At 55.6% G+C, this 18,016-nt stretch carries 14 protein-coding genes and 2 pseudogenes; 9 read left to right on the forward strand and 7 right to left on the reverse strand.

Annotated elements, in window-relative coordinates; translation table 11 throughout:
* The first annotated feature begins 9 nt into the window (after window positions 1–9).
* The gene (locus FDY98_RS18660) at window positions 10–414 is read left to right on the forward strand and encodes a VOC family protein (RefSeq protein ID WP_027957041.1); all 405 of its coding nucleotides are present in this window, start codon (window positions 10–12) and stop codon (window positions 412–414) included.
* Between the two features lie 8 nt (window positions 415–422).
* Here the strand turns inward: FDY98_RS18660 and FDY98_RS18665 are convergent, their stop codons facing one another.
* Together FDY98_RS18665 and FDY98_RS18670 are read right to left on the reverse strand one after the other, a co-directional pair.
* Window positions 423–1,394, reverse strand: coding sequence for a zinc-dependent alcohol dehydrogenase family protein (locus FDY98_RS18665; RefSeq protein ID WP_009285898.1), 972 nt, complete (start codon window positions 1,392–1,394; stop codon window positions 423–425).
* Between the two features lie 68 nt (window positions 1,395–1,462).
* On the reverse strand, window positions 1,463–2,905 hold the full coding sequence (locus FDY98_RS18670; protein WP_027957043.1) for an aminotransferase-like domain-containing protein: 1,443 nt from the start codon (window positions 2,903–2,905) through the stop codon (window positions 1,463–1,465).
* Between the two features lie 166 nt (window positions 2,906–3,071).
* Here FDY98_RS18670 and FDY98_RS18675 point away from each other — a divergent pair, with 166 nt between their 5' ends.
* Complete coding sequence (locus tag FDY98_RS18675) at window positions 3,072–3,284, forward strand: DUF1127 domain-containing protein (protein WP_027957044.1); 213 nt, start codon at window positions 3,072–3,074, stop codon at window positions 3,282–3,284.
* Window positions 3,271–4,143: a PhzF family phenazine biosynthesis protein gene (locus FDY98_RS18680; protein WP_027957045.1), complete on the forward strand. Its 873-nt coding sequence runs from the start codon at window positions 3,271–3,273 to the stop codon at window positions 4,141–4,143. The genes FDY98_RS18675 and FDY98_RS18680 overlap by 14 nt, the downstream gene beginning before the upstream one ends.
* An 80-nt stretch (window positions 4,144–4,223) precedes the next feature.
* Here the strand turns inward: FDY98_RS18680 and FDY98_RS18685 are convergent, their stop codons facing one another.
* From FDY98_RS18685 to FDY98_RS18700, 4 genes and pseudogenes are all read right to left on the reverse strand, one after another.
* Window positions 4,224–4,622 carry an Hsp20/alpha crystallin family protein gene (locus tag FDY98_RS18685; protein ID WP_022521745.1) on the reverse strand — a complete coding sequence of 133 codons (399 nt, stop codon included), beginning with the start codon at window positions 4,620–4,622 and terminating at the stop codon, window positions 4,224–4,226.
* 37 nt (window positions 4,623–4,659) lie between these two features.
* The gene (locus FDY98_RS18690; protein WP_022521744.1) at window positions 4,660–5,121 is read right to left on the reverse strand and encodes an Hsp20/alpha crystallin family protein; all 462 of its coding nucleotides are present in this window, start codon (window positions 5,119–5,121) and stop codon (window positions 4,660–4,662) included.
* 194 nt (window positions 5,122–5,315) lie between these two features.
* Window positions 5,316–5,585, reverse strand: a pseudogene (locus FDY98_RS18695) (PAAR domain-containing protein); the annotation flags it as partial.
* Window positions 5,586–5,710: 125 nt separating this feature from the next.
* Window positions 5,711–6,763: a class I fructose-bisphosphate aldolase gene (locus tag FDY98_RS18700; protein WP_155706080.1), complete on the reverse strand. Its 1,053-nt coding sequence runs from the start codon at window positions 6,761–6,763 to the stop codon at window positions 5,711–5,713.
* A gap of 255 nt (window positions 6,764–7,018) precedes the next feature.
* On the opposite strand from FDY98_RS18700, the pseudogene FDY98_RS18705 reads away from it, so the two are divergent.
* The 6 genes and pseudogenes from FDY98_RS18705 (at window position 7,019) to FDY98_RS18725 (ending at window position 12,841) form a co-directional block, all read left to right on the forward strand.
* Window positions 7,019–8,076: pseudogene (locus tag FDY98_RS18705) on the forward strand (FecCD family ABC transporter permease).
* On the forward strand, window positions 8,073–8,870 hold the full coding sequence (locus tag FDY98_RS18710) for an ABC transporter ATP-binding protein (RefSeq protein WP_027957048.1): 798 nt from the start codon (window positions 8,073–8,075) through the stop codon (window positions 8,868–8,870). Before FDY98_RS18705 ends, FDY98_RS18710 begins: the two are co-directional and overlap by 4 nt.
* 23 nt (window positions 8,871–8,893) lie before the next feature.
* The gene (locus FDY98_RS18715) at window positions 8,894–9,781 is read left to right on the forward strand and encodes an ABC transporter substrate-binding protein (protein ID WP_340147053.1); all 888 of its coding nucleotides are present in this window, start codon (window positions 8,894–8,896) and stop codon (window positions 9,779–9,781) included.
* Window positions 9,732–10,019: a hypothetical protein gene (locus tag FDY98_RS28570; protein ID WP_340147054.1), complete on the forward strand. Its 288-nt coding sequence runs from the start codon at window positions 9,732–9,734 to the stop codon at window positions 10,017–10,019. Before FDY98_RS18715 ends, FDY98_RS28570 begins: the two co-directional genes overlap by 50 nt.
* A 47-nt stretch (window positions 10,020–10,066) precedes the next feature.
* Window positions 10,067–12,187, forward strand: coding sequence for a TonB-dependent siderophore receptor (locus tag FDY98_RS18720; protein WP_027957050.1), 2,121 nt, complete (start codon window positions 10,067–10,069; stop codon window positions 12,185–12,187).
* 99 nt (window positions 12,188–12,286) lie between these two features.
* Complete coding sequence (locus tag FDY98_RS18725; RefSeq protein WP_027957051.1) at window positions 12,287–12,841, forward strand: zf-TFIIB domain-containing protein; 555 nt, start codon at window positions 12,287–12,289, stop codon at window positions 12,839–12,841.
* A 114-nt stretch (window positions 12,842–12,955) separates the two neighbouring features.
* Here the strand turns inward: FDY98_RS18725 and FDY98_RS18730 are convergent, their stop codons facing one another.
* Entirely contained in the window at window positions 12,956–17,893 is a 4,938-nt protein-coding gene (locus FDY98_RS18730; protein ID WP_027957052.1) for a DNA repair ATPase, read from the reverse strand.
* Window positions 17,894–18,016 lie beyond the last annotated feature (123 nt).

The following is an 18,016-nucleotide window of genomic DNA, read 5'->3' on the forward strand; positions in this document are numbered from 1 at the left end:
GAGCACCTCATGAAGCCGAAAATCAGTCTGATCACCCTTGGTGTACATGACCTGCAACGCGCCATCCGTTTTTATCGTGAAGGTCTGGGCCTGCCGGAGCATGAAACGGACAGCGATGAAGTCGCCTTTTTCAAAATGGAAGGGGCCTGGCTATCACTTTTCCCACGCGAAGCGCTGTCCAGAGATATCGGCATTGCTGATGATGCACCGAGCGGTTTCAGCGGTATAACGTTGGCTCATAATGTCGCCAGCCAAGCGGCCGTTGACCAAGTGATTGAACAAGCGGTTGCCGCCGGCGCAGAGCTTATCAAGCCTGGGGAAGAGGTGTTCTGGGGTGGTTATTCCGGTTACTTTCGCGACCCAGAAGGTCATTACTGGGAAGTCGCCTACAATCCGTTTATGGATCTGACATAAAGCAGCTTTCATTGCCCAAGAGTGGACAAGTCCAGAAGCACTTTCTGGCCACTCGGGCAAAGCGCCCTCTCGACAGCTTGCCGCCAATCCTGACCTGGAAACACTTGATAACCTGGCATCGCTGACTGATCTAAAAGCCCCCAGATGGCCAAGAATTTTTGCTGCCAAGCTTCCGCGGACATCCTGGACAAAGGGTCGCGCAAATGAAACTTCCTATAGAGAGCCCTGGGTTTCGAATCTACTTGAATCGCCTGTCCCGTCAATAACCCGTAGGCGATAAATGTCGTTTCCGGTGCCATGAGTTGCAATATATTTGCCGCAACTGGCCCCCCTAAAGCGTCGAACACCACGTCAGACTTACGGGCCACACGCGAGGCCAGGGACATATCCTGAATCGATACCGGTTTAATACCGAGCTTTTCCAGCCGGGCAACTCTACTCTCGGAGCGGTATATGCCGATAACCTCCCTGGCGCCGTGCTGATATGCCCACGCCCCAAGATAGTCAGCGCAATTGGAACCCGCTCCACTGAGAAGAACACGTTTTCCCTCGACAGGCCAAGTCTCAAGCATGGTCAGGGCAGCCAAGGGATTAATGTAGGCCCGTGCGGCAACGGCGTCAGAAATGGTATCGGGGACAGGTACTGCGAGTGCAGCATCACAATCTAGAATCGTCTGCCAAGTGCCCTCGCCTCGTAATGGGAGCACTCGCTTTCCGATCAGAGAGGCATACTGTCTAGGTGCCTCAATAACGCGCCCCACTCCTTCGTAGCCGGCAACCGCGGGAAGCGTTATACGGTGCGAGTAAGCACCGCTGATGGGTATCAGATCAGACGGGTTCACTGGAGCACATAACATTCTCACCCTGAGCTTGCCCTCAACCAAACGTGGAACTTCCGCGGTTTCCACGTTCAATGTTTCAAGCGGCCTTCCGAACGCGCGATAGGTTAGAGCATGACGACGCATGGGTACCTCGAACATAGCGGATGAATTTCCATGGCCTAATATGGATAAAGATAAATGCTCAAGGTTGCGGTTTAGACGTGAACTTAGATAACGCTTGTCGCATGCGTCTGAGCTTCCTCCACCATTTCGGTGGCTAGCTCACCCACGGTGCGCACGGCGTTTTCGATGCTGGGTGTTAACGTGAACGCATAGTTCAGGCGTAGGCATTGACGAAACTTGCCCGAAGCTGAAAACAGCGATCCCGGCGCTACATGGATAGCATGCTGCGCTAAGCGCTGATTGAGCTTCACACAGTCCACCGCGGCGGGTAGCTCTACCCATAGCAAAAAACTGCCTTGGGGGTAGCTAATACCCGCGCCCTTGGGGAAGTAGCACTGAATCCAACTGATCATGATATCGCGCTGACGCTGATATTGGCGGGTGGCGTAACGGACGTGGCGCTCGTAGTGCCCTTTGGCGACGAATTCCGCCACTGCCAGCTGCGGCAGCGTGGCTGAAGCACCGGTGGAGACATACTTCATATGCAGTGCCTGATCACGGTAGCGCCCTGGCGCCAGCCAGCCCACCCGTAACCCAGGCCCCACGGTTTTAGAAAAGCCGCTGCACAGCATTACGCGCCCGTCGTCATCGAAGGATTTCACGGTGCGCGGTCTTGGCAGACTAAATGACAAGTCGCCGTAGATATCGTCTTCGATAATGGCTACATCGAAGCGTTGAGCAAGCTGAAACAGCGCCCGCTTGCGTGCTTCAGGCATGGTGTAACCCAGCGGGTTGTTGTAAGTGGGCGTGACCTGTATCGCGCGGATTGGCCACTGCTCTAACGCTAGCTCCAGGGCTTCCAGACTGATGCCGGTTTGTGGGTCGGTGGGTATCTCCAGCGCTTTTAAGCCGTTGGCCTTGAGTATCTGCATGGTGCCGTAAAAGCTGGGTGAGTCCACGGCCACCACATCGCCGGGCTGGGTAAGGGTGCGTAGCGCGATGGCCAGCGCCTCCTGACAGCCGGTGGTCACCATGATGTCGTCTGGGTGTAGCAAGCAACCGGAGGCAATAGCCAGCCGCGCTACCTGTTGGCGAAGCTCAGGGCTACCGTTCAACTTGTCGTAGTTGAACCCATGCAGGTCGTTACTACGATGAAGTCCAGCGAGTATCTTCGACAGCGGTCGCAGCGTCTCATAATCAAAATTCGGTATGCCGCGCCCCAAAAGCAGCCGAACGTCATCACGCTGAGTGGCGACAAGCTCCAGCACCTGATCCCATTGGGAAATATCCAGCGGGCGCTGTGCGGGTCGTGAGACCGACGGCAGCACCGATGGCACGCGGCTAGGCAGCACGAAATAGCCCGATTTTGGTCGAGACTCGATCAATGCAACGTCCATTAGTTGGCGGTAGGCCTCCTGAGCCGTCGAAATGCTAACGTCCAGCTCCTGGCACACAGCGCGAATAGACGGCAGCCGATCGCCTACACGGTAAATACCGTGCTCGATACGCTCGCGCAAAATGCCAGCGACCTCTTCATAGCGTGTCATGACACTCATCCCCCTATACAGCCTGATAACGATACAGATGCCCTGACCAGCGACCATACAGAGGTATAACACGCCTTTCTGTATCCTAAAAACAGTAAACTCTATATCTGTATTCAAATGATAGCACTGAGTAATCTGGTTGGGCATATAACACGGAGGATTAGCCATGCCACGCTTCAGCCTCACCCAGCTTCGTTACCAGTTGCGCTATCAACTACAGCAGTACCGTCACTACCGTCGTAGCCGCCGCCACCTGCTGGCATTGGATGATCGGCTACTTGATGATATCGGCATCACCCGCGAACAGGCGAGAAAAGAGGGCCGTAAACCGTTTTGGCATCATTCACTACGTGAAGGAGGAAATTGTGACAACCGCTGAGTATTACCTACTCGACGTCTTTACCGACCAGCCGTTTACCGGCAACCCATTGGCCGTTTTTCTAGAGGCTGAAGGGTTGGCAGCCAGTACCATGCAGGCGCTGGCAAATGAGTTTAACCTGGCCGAAACGGTGTTTTTAAGTTCTGCCACTGAACCGAATCACTACCCGATGCGGATCTTTACGCCTACTCGTGAACTACCTTTTGCAGGCCACCCCACGGTAGGCACTGCGCATCTGCTAAGGGAGCTGGATTTAGTGAACCGTGAGCAAGGCGTTGTGCTCCAGCCTCCTATCGGCAAGCTAGTGGTTAATTATGAACAAGATAGGGCAACGTTTAAGACCGCCCAGCCCGCCATGATCACAGACAGCACTATTGACCGCACCACTGCCGTTGAGCTGCTGGGATTGGATATCCATCAGGTGAAGGGTGATCCGGTGATTGCCTCCTTCGGGCTGCCCTTTCATTTGATCGAACTCACTGACGTGGCAGCGTTAGAGAGCGTGCGTATTTCTACGACGGCTTGGGCAAGTGCTATTATGTCTAGCAGTGCCGTCCAGATTTACCTGTATGTGATTGAACAACAAGACGGGGCAGAAACGGTAGTTCACAGCCGCATGTTTTGTATGCATTCCAGTATTTGCGAAGACCCCGCTACCGGCAGCGCTGCAGCGGCATTGACCGGTTACTTGGCATCACTGCAACCAGGCACCTTGCACTGCAAAATTCATCAGGGTGTCGAAATGGGGCGGCCCAGCGTTATCCATACCGCTGCCAATGGCGAGGTCAAGCCCGGCCTTGTGACGGTGGGCGGTAACGCAAAAGTGGTGGGCAAAGGCGAGTTTTACCTGGAACGATAGCCAACCGCCTCACAAAAAAGAGTGCCCGCTATTTAGCGGACACTCGGCTTTTCGCTCAGTTTGTACTCGGAGACCAGGCCTCAAGCCGCCTGCACTTCTATACGGCGCGTGCGGTGGCTGTCTTTCTTGGGCAGCGTTAGCGTCAATACGCCGTTGACGAGAGTGGCGGTAATGGCATCACTGTCCACTTCGTGACTGAGGTTAAAACGCCGCGCAAAACGCTGGCCGCGAACCTCGGCGTGCAGCGCGCTCAGCCCTTCGGGCATATTTAGCGCTATCTCACCTTCCAGGCTCAGTACGTTGTTGTCGAGCTCTATTTTCAGCGTTTCATTAGTAACGCCAGGCATATCTGCCACCAGTTTGAGCGCATTGGACTCCTCAATGATATCCACCGCTGGCAGCAGGGTTTCTTGAGAAGGTTGCTCCTCGCCACGCTGTAAAAGCGGGGAGTGGTTGGATGAACGAACAACGTTATTCATGATTTATCCCTCCTTATGCAAGGTTAACAAACATGATTTACGCCGCCTGAACATCAATACGCCGCGGCTTGAGTTCTTCGCGTTTAGGCAACACGATCTCGAACACACCATGGGCATGGCGTGCCTCTGCCCGCTCGGCATCTAAGCCATCGGGGAGTGCTATCGCCCTTACAAACTCACCGCTGGCGCGCTCTCGGCGAAATACCGGGCGCGAGCTGCCATCCTCATTACCACTCGTCACAGAGTCTCGCTTGCCACGTAGCGTCAGCACATTGTCTTGAATATCAATGGTCAGATCAGAGTGTGCCAACCCCGCAGCAAACACATACACACGCACGGCATCATCGCTACGCGCCACATTGATCATCGGGAAACTACCCCGCGGCACCGCACGAATATCCATCGCATTGCCATCGGGGAAGAAGCCGTCCAACAGTTGACTAAACCAGTCAAACTGCCGAGGCGAGCCGGTTTCAAAACGCTTGAGATCATCGAACATATCGAACACCTCCTACGTTAAGCAGACTGTGAGAATTGTCATAAGAGGCAGCCTCTTACGCAACCCACAGAAGCAGCCTCTACGATGTAAAAAATAGGAGCGGTCAGTCGATTTTCAAGGGTCTGTATGGCAATTTTTGAGGCTTTTTTTACGGCCGTCAGCGCTCCGATCAATGGAGGCAGACACCACTACTTACCGATAATGACCGTCCCCGATCCGGAGATGACTTCATTACCGTGGGCACCCACACTGCTCAGGACAGCGGCTGGCTTACCGTTGACGAATACGGTGGACGAGACTTCGTGAGTAATAGGACTGCCGCAAGCAGATTTATCGTCTAACCTTGCGGCAGACAAGCTATCGTAAAAAACATCAGGCGAGCCACTGACTAGTGGGTTTGTACCGTGCCCTGGGATAGGGCACGCGGTAAGGTCAGTAATACGTGCTGCTGGCTTTCCACTCATGATATAGCTCCTTTAAGCGTATGCCGTTTTAAACATCTCAATAGGACGATTATTTAATATTAATTAATATTCATCAAGTTTGTTAGTGCTCACTTAAGGACCTACGCTTAGCCAACTGCCAGCCATCAGGCAACCGTAATATCGGTAGAGAGATAGACATCCTGAATCGCATGCAGCAGCTCAACGCCTTCCTGCATGGGTTTCTGGAAGGCCTTACGCCCTGAGATCAAGCCCATACCACCGGCACGCTTATTGATCACCGCCGTGCGCACCGCTTCGCCGAGATCAGAATGCCCCTTGGAGCCCCCGCCGGAATTAATCAAACCCGCGCGGCCCATAAAGCAGTTGGCAACCTGGTAGCGGGCCAAATCAATGGGGTGGTCAGTGGTTAGCTCGCTGTAGACATTGTCGTGCGTATGGCCAAAGCCTACCGCACGATAGCCGCCGTTGTTCTCAGGCAGCTTCTGCTTGACGATATCGGCTTTAAGCGTCGCGGCCATGTGATTGGCTTGGCTGGTGAGGTCGGCGGAGGCGTGATAATCAGTGCCGTCCTGCTTGAAGGCTGGATTGCGTAAATAAGCCCACAAGACCGTTACCATTCCCAATTGGTGAGCGCGCTCGAAGGCCTCGCTAATCTCCATGATTTGCCGACGGCTCTCATGGGAGCCAAAGTAAATCGTCGCCCCCACCGCCACGCACCCCATGTCGAGGGCCTGGTCTACATCAGCAAATAGCGTCTGGTCGTATATCGCCGGATGGCTCAACGTTTCGTTATGGTTAAGCTTGAGCATCATCGGGATTTTGTGGGCATAACGCCGCGCCACCGATGACAACACGCCCAGCGTCGATGCCACGCCGTTACAACCACCTTCGAGTGCCAGCTCAACGATATTGGCCGGGTCGAAATAGCGCGGGTTAGGAGCAAAGGAAGCGCCTGCCGAATGTTCAATGCCCTGATCTACCGGCAGCAGGCTAAGGTAACCGGTGCCCGCCAAACGGCCGTGATTAAAGAACGCCTGCATATTGCGCAGCACCGCTGGGCTGCGGTCGCTATCCGCCATAACACGGTCAATAAAGTCTGGGCCCGGCAGGTGCAAGCTCTCACGGGGTACGCCCTGGCACGTGTGATTAAGCAAACTCTCGGCGTCACTGCCAAGCAAAGCGGCTATATCAGTCATGATGAGCTCCTTTATATTTGTATGTAACAAAAAGTAAGTGTATGCCAAAAACTGCTTAAATAAAGCGTATCGATTTAATAAAGCCTAGCGCTTCAATAGAGCATAGGGAAAGCACCACCGCAATCAGGTGGCGCTAGGTCTCCCGACAGTTGACAAGACTACGACTAAAAGATGAAAATACAATCAAGAATGAGTGTTAGTCGCAAATAAGACTCCTCTTGTTTCCTTCGCTTCACACTTGGAATCACCTTTATAATGCCCGCCTCTTCGCCACTTATTGCGCCGTTGGCATCCAGCTATCGGCGCTTTATCGTTCTCCGTTTGCTGATTGTCGCGGGTTTAGCCATCGCCTTGGTCATCTCCCTGCTGGCTGATGTCGCCAGTGGCCCTGCACATATCCCAATGGCTGATTTAATCGCGCTGTTGTTTGATGCCCATGCTCAAGGCCCGATTCAGCAGGCCATTGTCTGGGAGATCCGCATGCCTGCAGCGCTAATGGCGGTACTGGTAGGCGCCACCCTGGGCCTGGCCGGTGCGGAAATGCAAACGGTGCTGAATAACCCCCTGGCCAGTCCGTTTACCCTCGGTGTGGGCGCAGCGGCCACCCTCGGCGCATCGCTGGTGATTGTCTTCAACTTTTCCCTGTTTGGCTTGAATGCCCACTACGCCACCGCCTTGATGGCGTTTGTGTTTGCGGCTGCATCGATTTTGACCATCAATGCGCTGTCGCGCCTCTACGGGCCAGTCGTGAGATTATCGTGCTGTTTGGTATTGCGCTGGTCTTTGTACTCAATGCACTGGTTGCACTTTTGCAGCTCATCGCCAGTCCCGATGCGTTACAGCAATTAGTGTTCTGGACGATGGGTAGCCTGTCCCGTGCCTCCTGGGAGACGGTGGCCATCGTGGCAGCCGTGTTGGCTGTTTGCCTGCCCTTCTCGCTGCGCAGCGCCTGGGCGATGACGGCACTACGCTCGGGTGATGAACACGCGCGCAGCTTCGGCATTGCGGTTGAACACCTGCGGCTTATCTCGCTACTGCGGGTGAGTTTACTTGCCGCTGCGGCGGTCGCGTTTGTGGGCACTATCGGCTTTATCGGACTAGTGGGGCCTCATATGGCCCGACTGGCGCTGGGTGAAGATCACCGCTTTTACTTGCCAGGCAGCGCCCTGGCCGGGGCGCTGGTGCTTTCGCTTGCCTCTATCGCCAGTAAAACGCTGGTCGATGGGTTGGTGCTTCCCGTGGGTCTGGTGACCTCGCTGGTGGGTATCCCCTTCTTTATGGCATTGATCATGATGCAGGGGCGAGCACGATGAAGGCAGGTTTTACGCTCAGCAACTTCACGACCGGTTATCGCAAACGGCGCGTCTTCGACCAGCTAAGCCTGCCCACACTACCACTCGGTTCGCTGGTCGCGGTGCTGGGGCCCAATGCGGTGGGTAAATCGACCCTGTTAAAAGCAGTCGCTGGCCTACAGCCTTCCAGCGGGCAAATGCAGCTCAACGATATCGACCTCGCCAGCCTCAGCGGCGCAGCGCGGATGCGCCATGTGGGCTATTTGCCGCAAATGCTCCCTCAGGCCACCACGTTAGTCGCTTATGAAGCGGTGCTTAGCGCCTGCCGAGCGGTGCGCCCCGATTTAAGCCGCGCGGCGATTGAGGCATTGATTGAGCGAGTGTTCGATGCGCTGGCCATTCGACCGCTAGCCTTACGCCCGCTAAGCGAACTCTCCGGCGGTCAGCGCCAGATGGTGGGTCTGGCCCAGGCGATTGCCCGTCAACCGGCGCTGTTACTGCTGGATGAGCCCACCAGTGCGCTGGATTTGCGTTGGCAGCTGGCACTGATCGATACCGTGCGCACAGTGATTGCGGAACGGCAGTCGGTCTGCCTGATGGCTATCCACGATATCAATCTGGCCCTGCGCTTCTGCGACCAAGTGCTGCTGTTTGGCAACGGTGGTCTGCTGGCTGCCGGCGACCCTCACACGGTGATTACCCCCGACGTACTGCACGCCGCCTACGGAGTCGAGTCACGGGTCGAGCAATGCTCGTTGGGGCGGCCAATTGTGCTTAGCGATCGCGTCAGTGAGCAAACTGCGCACTCCATTTAGCGACGTCAATCCAGGATAACCCAATGCGCCACCTGGCTATCAATCTGTTGTGTTGGATCAGTCTGTTAAGCACTACCGCTTGTTGGGCAGCCGGTTCACAGGCGGGCTTTCCCAAACAACTTACCGATCTCGCCGGGCGCCAGGTAACGCTTTCAGCACCGCCATCACGGCTATTTCTTACCCAGCCGCGCCAGCTCTATGCGCTAGCCAGCTTACTGGATAACCCGACCGAACACTTGGCGGGCTGGGCCTATCCGCTGGCCGTGTTCGACCCTTCCATGGCCCAACGTTTTACTACCCAGTGGCCCGCGCTTGCCCAATTGCCTACGCTTTCACACGCGCCAACCCCCCAGCTCGATAGCGAAGCGTTACTGAATCTGGCCCCGGACCTGGTGCTGTTTGATCTCTCACGCGCTAGCAGCGTGGAAGGCTCGCCCCTGGCGCAGTTACTGGACGAATTGGGCATTGCCTACCTGTTTATCGACTTTAACCGTCATCCGCTGGAGAACACGCCCAAAAGCCTTGCCCTTTTAGGCCAGGTATTAAACGCAACGCCCAGGGCCAGCGCGATGATTGCCCTGATTGAGCAGCGCTTGGCGCGTATCGACCGGCGCTTGGCAGACCTTCCTGCATCCCCACCCACCGTCCTCATCAATGTCGCCCCTGGGGTGAAAGTTGACTGCTGCCGCACCAATCTACGCAACGGGCTTGCCGACTTAGTGGCCCGGGCGGGCGGCGATAATATTGCCGATGCCTTAGCCCCTGGCGCATCGGCGACGCTAAGCAACGAGTGGGTACTGAGCCCCCCCCGAGGTCGTGATCAATACCGCGGGGCAATGGACAGCAGGAGATGGCATCAGCGTGGGACTGGGATTAGCGATGCGGGATTGCCCAAGACCTGCGTCGCTTAGCCACGAACTGCCCGGCTGGCAGCATCTCGACGCCGTTCAGCAAGGTCAGTTCTACGCGCTCTGGCACGGCTTCCACCAAGGCCCCTTTGCCATTGTGGCACTAGAACGCATTGCCCAATGGCTCTACCCCGAACGCTTCGCCGACCTCGACCCGGCCGCTACCTTCGACGCGCTGCTGCCCGCCCCACCAGCGCTAAGCCGCGAGGGACATTTCTGGGGCGCACTCAACGCGCAATAACGCTTGCTCATTCCACCCACTGACGACAAAAAGGATCTATACCGCCCATGCTCCGCTCTCGAACCATTGCACTGTTTTCGCCGCTGCTACTGCTGAACCCGCTGCCCTATGCCTTCGCGCAACAAGCCAACGAGATCACTTCAGAAACAGTTTCAGAAACACTGATCGTCACTTCGGATCGCCTCACTGACGTGGCCCCGCAGAGTTATCGTGCCCAGCGTTCTAGTTTGGCCAGCAAACAGCCGGTGTCGTTTCTGGAAGAAGCCCGCACCGTAGAGACAGTCACCGCCCAGGTGATGGCCGATCATAATATCGACAGCCTCACTGAGGCGATGGCGATGGTCGCAGGGGTCACCGAAGGCAACAATATGGGTGGCACCGAAGACGGCTTTATCAAACGCGGTTTCGGCAGCAACAGCGATGGTTCGACGTTGATCGACGGCATTCGCCAGCCCCGGGGCACCTTCTCCATGGCAACGGTGGACCATGTCGAAGTACTCAAGGGGCCAGCCTCGCTCTTTCAAGGCCAGCAGGATCCTGGCGGGGTGATCAATCTGGTCACCAAACGCCCTGAGTACGAGTGGCAGCGCGAAATCAGCGCCGAAGCCACCTCCTTGGGCGGCGGCAATGCCAGCGTGGATGTCACCGGCCCGCTTGCCGATACCGGGCTTGCCTTCCGCTTTATCGTCCACCATGAAGATGAAGACTCCTCGCGCGCTTTTGGCAATGATCGACGTACCATTATCGCCCCCTCATTGCGCTGGGAAGGCAGCGACAGTCGCGCGCAGATCTCCTATGAGTATCGTGATTATGACTTGGATCTGGATCGCGGCACGGTAATGATCGATGGCGAGCCCGCCAAGGTACCCAATGACCGCCGTTTCGATGAACCCTGGTCGCGGGTATTTGGTCACGACGAAGCGGTCACCGCTTGGTGGGAGCAGGATATCAACGACGACTGGTCGACAAGATTGACCTACGGCTGGAACCGCCGCCAGTACAGCGATGGCCAGCCGCGGGTACTGCGTGTGAATGAAGACACCGGCGCGCTAACCCGCCGTGCCGATGCTAACTACGGCTTTGACCGCCGCGTGCAATATACCGCCTGGGATACTACCGGCACCGCCACCCTGGCAGGCATGCGCCACGATCTCACTATCGGTGTGGATCATGAACGCCAGCGGGATTATCTGGCCGAGGTGTATCGCGGTACAGCGGTCACCGACCAAAATGTATACGAGATGAGCTACGGCGGTCTAAATCTGGATAGCGATAGCCTTAACACCTCGCGAAGCAACCGCTTGGATGAGATTAATACGACCGGCGTTTATCTCAATGACCGCTGGCACTTCAATGACCGCTGGACGCTGGGGCTAGGCGGGCGCTACACCCACTACGAGCAGTTTGGTGGCCGTGGCCGACCCTTCGTAACCGCCACCGATATCAGCGACGATATTTTTCTGCCTTCGGTCAGTTTGCTGCATCGCCTGACTCCGAATACGTCGGTTTATGCCAGCTATAGCGAGGCTTTTGTGCCCAATGGCGCCGACAGTGATACCGGTAAGACGTTGGATCCCGAGCACAGTATGGGCAGCGAAATTGGTGTGAAGCACCTGTGGAACGACCAGTTCTCGTTAGCCGCTGCGCTCTTTGATATCCGCAAAGAGAATGTCGCCGTCTCCGACAACGGCGTGACTCGCACGGTAGGCGAAGCGGGCTCCCAAGGTGTGGAACTAACGGTTTCCGGCCAGTTGACCGATCGGCTGTCGCTACTGGGCGCTTACGCCTACACAGACACCGAAGTGCTCAAAGATACCGAAGGCACCCAGGGCAACCGGCTAACCAACGCCGCGCGGCATACCGCAAGCCTCTACTTGGCTCACGACCTGAATACCGGCCCAGAGCTGGGCAACTGGCGCCTGGGTGGCGGGGTACGCTACGTGGGTGAGCGCGAAGGCGACGCTGACAATAGTTTCCAGTTGGATGCCTATACGGTCGCTGATGCCTTTGTCGGTTGGGATACCCCTTGGCTGGGCGACAATCTACACCTGCAGCTCAACGCCAAGAACCTGTTCGACACTACTTACTATCCCTCCAGCGGAGGCAGTACGCGGGTAGTGGTCGGCGACCCGCTGGAAGTTAGCCTTCTAGCGTCGGTAAGGTTTTAAGTATTATTTTCTCGGCGCAACAACTTGCTCTTAATTAATCTTTGTGACAACTTTCATACATGAGAAAGATATCATGGACTTAACAGCAGGAACGCGCCGATGAAATGTACCGCATGCCAACAAGGGAACTTAGTCCCCAGCTTTATTGATGCTCTTTTCCGTAGCCATACTTGCGATAACTGCGGCGGCAATTGGATCTTGATTGAAGACTACATTAGTTGGAAAGAACGTCACCCCGAACACGTATTTGATGATACTGGTGTCGAGAGCGTTGAGGCGGAAGATACGGTAGGCGCACTGATTTGCCCAGTGACCGGCGGCATTATGAGCAAGTTTCGAATCGCCAAAGATAATGCTCATCGGATCGACTATAGCGCTCGTGTAGGCGGCGTGTGGCTGAATAAAGGCGAGTGGGAAATGCTGGTTGCTGAAGGACTTGCAGGTAACCTTAACAGCATACTGACAGACTCCTGGCAAAAGCGGATACGTCAGGAAAAAACCAGTGACACCTTTGAGCAGCTCTATCGCAGCAAGTTTGGTGATGCTGACTACCAAAAGGCCTGTGACGTGCGTGAGTGGCTGCACAACCACTCTCAAAAAGCCGACTTACGCGCTTTCTTAATGGCAGAAAACCCTTACTCGGCTGTTGAGTGAGTGCTTTTAGATAAATGATTAGTCAGCCGCTGATAACCAGCGGCTGATTTTTAACAATTAAGTATCTCCAATCAATAACTCATGATTAATGTTCGGGTAGTTCTTCCAGCAACATTAACCATCCTCCGACCTTACCTTCCCCCATTGACCAACCCCCTCCGCAATTAAGCTTAATTGACGCACCACTAGGGCACCGGTCTCTTCATTGCCTCCGGTTAGTTGCCGACGTTGGAACTCACGCTTAATCGCTTCCCAGCGCTGTTTTTCTTCCTCGCTCAAGGTGCCTCTAAGCTCTTTCAGCTTGAGTAGATTCTCTTCGGCACCCTGGGTGAGTAGTTGCGCTTCGCCGACATAGTGATCATCAATGATCGCTTCAAGCTCGTCGTCGCTAAGGATCGGTGACATCTTCTCCGCCAACCGATTCATATTGCGATAGCTGCCCTGGAGGCGGAATGATGGCTCGGTGCGGTACTCGTCAGCCTGGGCACTGGAGGCGATATACTGCTGATTAACACGCAGCACCACTTCACGTGCTTTAAACATATTCTTCAGCACCGCCACGATCTCTTCACGCTCTGCGGCGCTATAGTCGTGTTCAAAGTCGGTGCTTGGCACCTCGCGACCCATGGCGATATCCACAAAGCGGTAGAAGTCGTCCATGCCCCGCGTTGCCAAAGAGGCAAGCACCGTATTGGCACTCATGGCGTTCTCGATGTAGGAGAGCGCAAACACCTCTTCCATGCCGCTTAATACATCACCCAGGTTATAAACGTCGGCGCGGTTAGCCAGCATGTCGGGCACTTTGAACACGTCGCCGCTTTCGGTGTAGGGGTTACCCGCCATGGCGATGCAGAAGCGCTTACCGCGCATATCGTAGGTCTTGGTGCGCCCATTCCAGATACCGTCTACCCGACGGCTGCCGTCGCATAGCGAGATAAATTTCTGCAAAAATTCCGGATGGGTATGCTGAATATCGTCAAGATAGAGCATGACGTTGTTGCCCATTTCAAACGCCAGGTTCAGCTTGATCAGCTCGGCCCGAGCGGTGGAGTGCGTGGCGGCCTCAGGATCCAGCGAGGTCACATCATGGCCAAGGCTGGGGCAGTTAATCTTCATAAAGATCAGCCCCAAGCGGTTCGCCACATACTCCATAAGCGTGGTTTTACCGTAGCCGGGCGGGGAGATCATCATCAGCAAACCGCTATTATCCGTTCGCCGCGTATCACCTACCGTTCCCATCTGCTTGGCCAGGTTATCGCCAATAATGGGCAGGTAGCTTTCGGTAATTAGCTTATTGCGTACAAAGGAGTTGAGTGGCTTCGGCAGGTACTCTTCGAGCCGCAACCGCTCCCGCTGCTCGCGTAAAATCAGCTGGCGACGCTCTTGCAGTGCCGTCCAGTCGCGTATAACGACCTGCTCGTGGTGGCGCAGCCGCTCCTGAAAATCGTCTAGCTGAAGCGCGAGCTCCTGTTGTTCAAGACGCCCGTGCTGGCCCAGTAAGCCGGTAACGGTGAAGGCTAGCTCGACATTATGGGTGGCGGTGCTTAGTCGGTCAGCCGTGTTGAGCATGGCAATCGCTTCAGGCAGGTAATGCAGCAACGCTTCTTGCTTGGCTTGCCCCGCGTGGGCCTGCAGCCAGTGGGAAGTGATCACCCAGCGGGCGCCGGGGTTACCCGCCACCACGGCCAGGGCCTCTTGGAAATGTGCGTAGTGCCCCTGCTGCTGCATGGAGGTGGTAAAGCTCTCCACCAGGCTGGCGGCGTACTGAGTGACCGGAAAACGTTCGCCTTCTTCAGCTAACTGACGTACCAGGAAATCAGCGGCGCTGCTTATCAAGCTAGACGAATCAGCCTGACCTGACACGCTAGCCAACTGCTGGGTCGTGACAAAGGCATCAAGCTGCGGCTGCACTTCCTGAATCAAAGCCCGTAGCAGATCCTCGTTATTCATAATTCGGCACAGAATGCCTGCCGAAAGACAGCGAGCGCGAAGGTTACGGGTCGCCTCTTCATCATGAATGCGATCGGCCCAGAAGAGCATCGCCAGCGCCCGGGGCAGAGGCCCAAACCCTAGCAAACCAGCACTTTGGTGGGCTGGCCACAAGGTGCGTACGATCAGCGCAGCGTCGTGGTCGTGAATGCCTTTTTCGTAGCTTTCGCGGTAGCGCGGCGAGGAAAAATTGGCAATCTGACGCTGCAACTCGCTGAAATCTTCGACATTAATCGGCTTAGCACCAGGTTTCGCCAACTCGTCCATAAAGCGATAAGCAAGATACTCGGCGCGATAGACCGCGGGGCTTTCAGAAGGCAGCAGCATACTCCAGTAGTCTTGCAGCTCGGTCAGCCGCTCATCTTCCAGCGGCTCGTAATACTGGGTGCCCGTCAGATGCAGCATGATGCGCTCTTGGCGAGGCACCAGGGTTAAATCAAGATGCTGCTGGTTGACGCTGAAGCGGTGGCGCGGCCCTAAGCGAATAACATCACCACCGGATTCATAAATATCGGAACGGTCGCGCACGCTACGCATGGCGGCGTCTTGGGAGGAGCGCAGGCGTCCGGCGATATCGTCCGCCTCAAGATTGCCGCCCATATTGCGCAGCTCATCGATCATGCTGCGCACTTTGCCGACCATGGCATCCGCCGCGAAGAAGCTATGCAGCTCTTCGAGGGTTTCAAAGCGTTCCGTACGGCGCTCCACGTTGGCCAAAATCCGCTGACTGGCGTCCGTTAGAGTAGAGACGCGACGTTGACGCTCATCCTGCAGCTGCTGGCGGCGTGCTTCGATGCTCTCGTGGGCACTTTCACGCTGCTCAAGAATGGTGGTTAAAAATTCATCAAATTCGCCGAACTGACTCTCCAACTCCTGGAGTTGGTCAAGGATTCGCGTCATCAACTGGTCGCAGTCATCGGGTTCCCGCAGTGCACCAACACCATTAGCCAGGCTCTGCTCAAACAGGCGAATCTGGGCTGCAAACTGTGCCTGAGCCTCTGCGCTCCCCTGCTCTCTTAAACGGATCTCCGCTTCGGAGCGCTGCTGATTAATCGAGGCGTAGATGCTGGAGATGTTCTCGGTAATCCGCGTCTGCTCAATAGCATCGCCGCCAGACATCGACGACAGCAACCCTTGAATCATATCCAGGCCCGCGGTTAATTCGCGATAGCGCTCCACGCACTCCGCCAACTGCTGGCGATTCTCTGCCTCACCCACCTGCTCTTTCAACGTCGCCAGGGTTTCCCGGTAGCCATCCAGCGCTTCTGGCTGAGCAAGAAAGCTAAAGGTCTGCTGGGTCAGCGATTGTTCCGCTTTATCCAGCGCTTGCTCTAAGGTTTGCAGGCGCTCTTCATCCAGGTAGCGGCGCTCACGCAGCGCCATCAGTCGGCCACGATGGTCGCGTAAGTGCTTCAGGTAGGTGACGAATAGGTCGGGAGTTTTCCAACTGCTGGGCTTTAGCTCCCGCAGCAGCGTCGCCTGCTGTTTTTCAACCTCATCTAGCGCCTGGGCTGTCTGGGCACGAATCGCCTGGACTTTCTCATACTCATCGAGCATCAGTTCAGCGGTGTGCTTTAGCTGTTCAAGCGCGGCGTGAATGGTTTTAAAGTCAGCTTCACCAATCCAGTGGAACTGGTTCAGCGTTCGGTCAACCCGCCGGATGATGGCGTTAAAGTGGCGCTCTGACGCCTGCTGCTCGTTAGCGAGCTGCACGATGCTATTGAGCTCGGCAATACCGCGTACCAGATCAGGGTTACCGATTCGGCCTAGTGGCGTGTCGTTACGCACCGCATCCTGAGCATGAAAGCGCTCCGACATAAAGGGCGTGGCCCATACCTGGATAGGATGAACCAGCGTAGGCTCGTCTTCAGCGTAAAAAATCGCTAGGTGACCGTTTTCAAGTATCGCCGCCCCGTGCCCCACCATGGGGGTATCGACCTGCTTGCGGATCAAGTTGTAGCGATAAAGCACCACCTGCCCGGTTTGCGGCGCGTAGAAAGTGTAGAGAACATCTTCGCCGTTTGGCGAGCGCACCATACGTTTGAAGCGCAGGTCTTCCTCGGGTACTTCGTAGGTGGTCAACTCACCCGTATTTAAGTAGTAGCCTGAGGGAAAAATCAGGCCGTGGTTTTCCGGCAGCTCAACGACGGAGCCCGCCATGGCATCAACACGTTTAACGTGCTGCTCAGCACGGTTGAAAAGGTAGTAGCGCCACTGTTGCTCATTGAAGGGCAAAATACGGATCAGCACCACCGCACCAAGATCAGCATATTCAAAGCTGGCATCGTCCAGCGACTGGGAGTCTGACTCCACCGGGTCGCTAAAGACACCCTCGCCGCTACTGGTGTTGTTCTCGATCTTGAAGGTAATGTGTCCGCGCAGGTTATCCACGAAGACGGTATCAAGGATATTCAGATGGGGCGCGCGACCCTGCTCCTGCATATCCCGGCCTGCGGTTTGCCAGGAAAAAGCGAAGCGGTCAGGAAAGATCAGGTCGCGCTCGCCGCGATTATCGATATAGCGGCTCACCTCGCCGCTGGCGGCTAACTCCCAACGGAAGACGCGCAGGTCGCTTAGTTTTTCACCGATTTGAAAAGCAATTAGCAGCTTATTGTTAAGGGTGACCAGTTGAACCAGCGTGGCATGGCTGTAGTATTTCTGGAGTTCTTTGAAATCCTGAACAAAGCGGCTCTCGGTAAGGAAGCTATCCGCCATTGGCGCTTCGCTCAGCTCAAGCCCTTCCTCATCATCTTTGAGGTGGTAGAGCGCAAAAATATCGCTCGCTTCCAGTTCCTTGCGCAGCCCTAATTGAACATTAAAGCCAAACAGAATTTGCTCGCCAATGCGTACCATATCGCGAGCAATGGCGTTATTTTCGGTTCGAACACGGGCCCTACCCAAAAGCGCCATGCTACTGCTACCGAAAACGTCAGCGCGGGCGTCATTCAGTTTACTGATCGACGCGCCCAGTTCGCCGCCCTGGGCTCTTAACCGCCGCTGAATCGTCTCGAATGCGGTGCTTTCTCTGACGATATTTTCAACCGAAGCATGCTCCTTCGACATAGGTATTCATCCTGAAAAGTGCTCACTAGAAATAGCAAAGACCGCAATTGAGTGACAGTTGCGGTCTTAGGCTTTTACGAAAACTGCCTGGATAGGTCACCGGCCGCTTGGCGCGACACTAAC

It is taken from the genome of Halomonas sp. PA16-9, assembly GCF_009728585.1.
Classification (GTDB): domain Bacteria; phylum Pseudomonadota; class Gammaproteobacteria; order Pseudomonadales; family Halomonadaceae; genus Vreelandella; species Vreelandella titanicae.

Coding starts and splice junctions, on each gene's coding strand:
- FDY98_RS18660 (WP_027957041.1), top strand. CDS start 10: ATGAAGCCGAAAATCAGTCTGATCACCCTTGGTGTACATGACCTGCAA.
- FDY98_RS18665 (WP_009285898.1), bottom strand. CDS start 1,394: ATGTTCGAGGTACCCATGCGTCGTCATGCTCTAACCTATCGCGCGTTC.
- FDY98_RS18670 (WP_027957043.1), bottom strand. CDS start 2,905: ATGACACGCTATGAAGAGGTCGCTGGCATTTTGCGCGAGCGTATCGAG.
- FDY98_RS18675 (WP_027957044.1), top strand. CDS start 3,072: ATGCCACGCTTCAGCCTCACCCAGCTTCGTTACCAGTTGCGCTATCAA.
- FDY98_RS18685 (WP_022521745.1), bottom strand. CDS start 4,622: ATGAATAACGTTGTTCGTTCATCCAACCACTCCCCGCTTTTACAGCGT.
- FDY98_RS18690 (WP_022521744.1), bottom strand. CDS start 5,121: ATGTTCGATGATCTCAAGCGTTTTGAAACCGGCTCGCCTCGGCAGTTT.
- FDY98_RS18700 (WP_155706080.1), bottom strand. CDS start 6,763: ATGACTGATATAGCCGCTTTGCTTGGCAGTGACGCCGAGAGTTTGCTT.
- FDY98_RS18710 (WP_027957048.1), top strand. CDS start 8,073: ATGAAGGCAGGTTTTACGCTCAGCAACTTCACGACCGGTTATCGCAAA.
- FDY98_RS18715 (WP_340147053.1), top strand. CDS start 8,894: ATGCGCCACCTGGCTATCAATCTGTTGTGTTGGATCAGTCTGTTAAGC.
- FDY98_RS18720 (WP_027957050.1), top strand. CDS start 10,067: ATGCTCCGCTCTCGAACCATTGCACTGTTTTCGCCGCTGCTACTGCTG.
- FDY98_RS18725 (WP_027957051.1), top strand. CDS start 12,287: ATGAAATGTACCGCATGCCAACAAGGGAACTTAGTCCCCAGCTTTATT.
- FDY98_RS18730 (WP_027957052.1), bottom strand. CDS start 17,893: ATGTCGAAGGAGCATGCTTCGGTTGAAAATATCGTCAGAGAAAGCACC.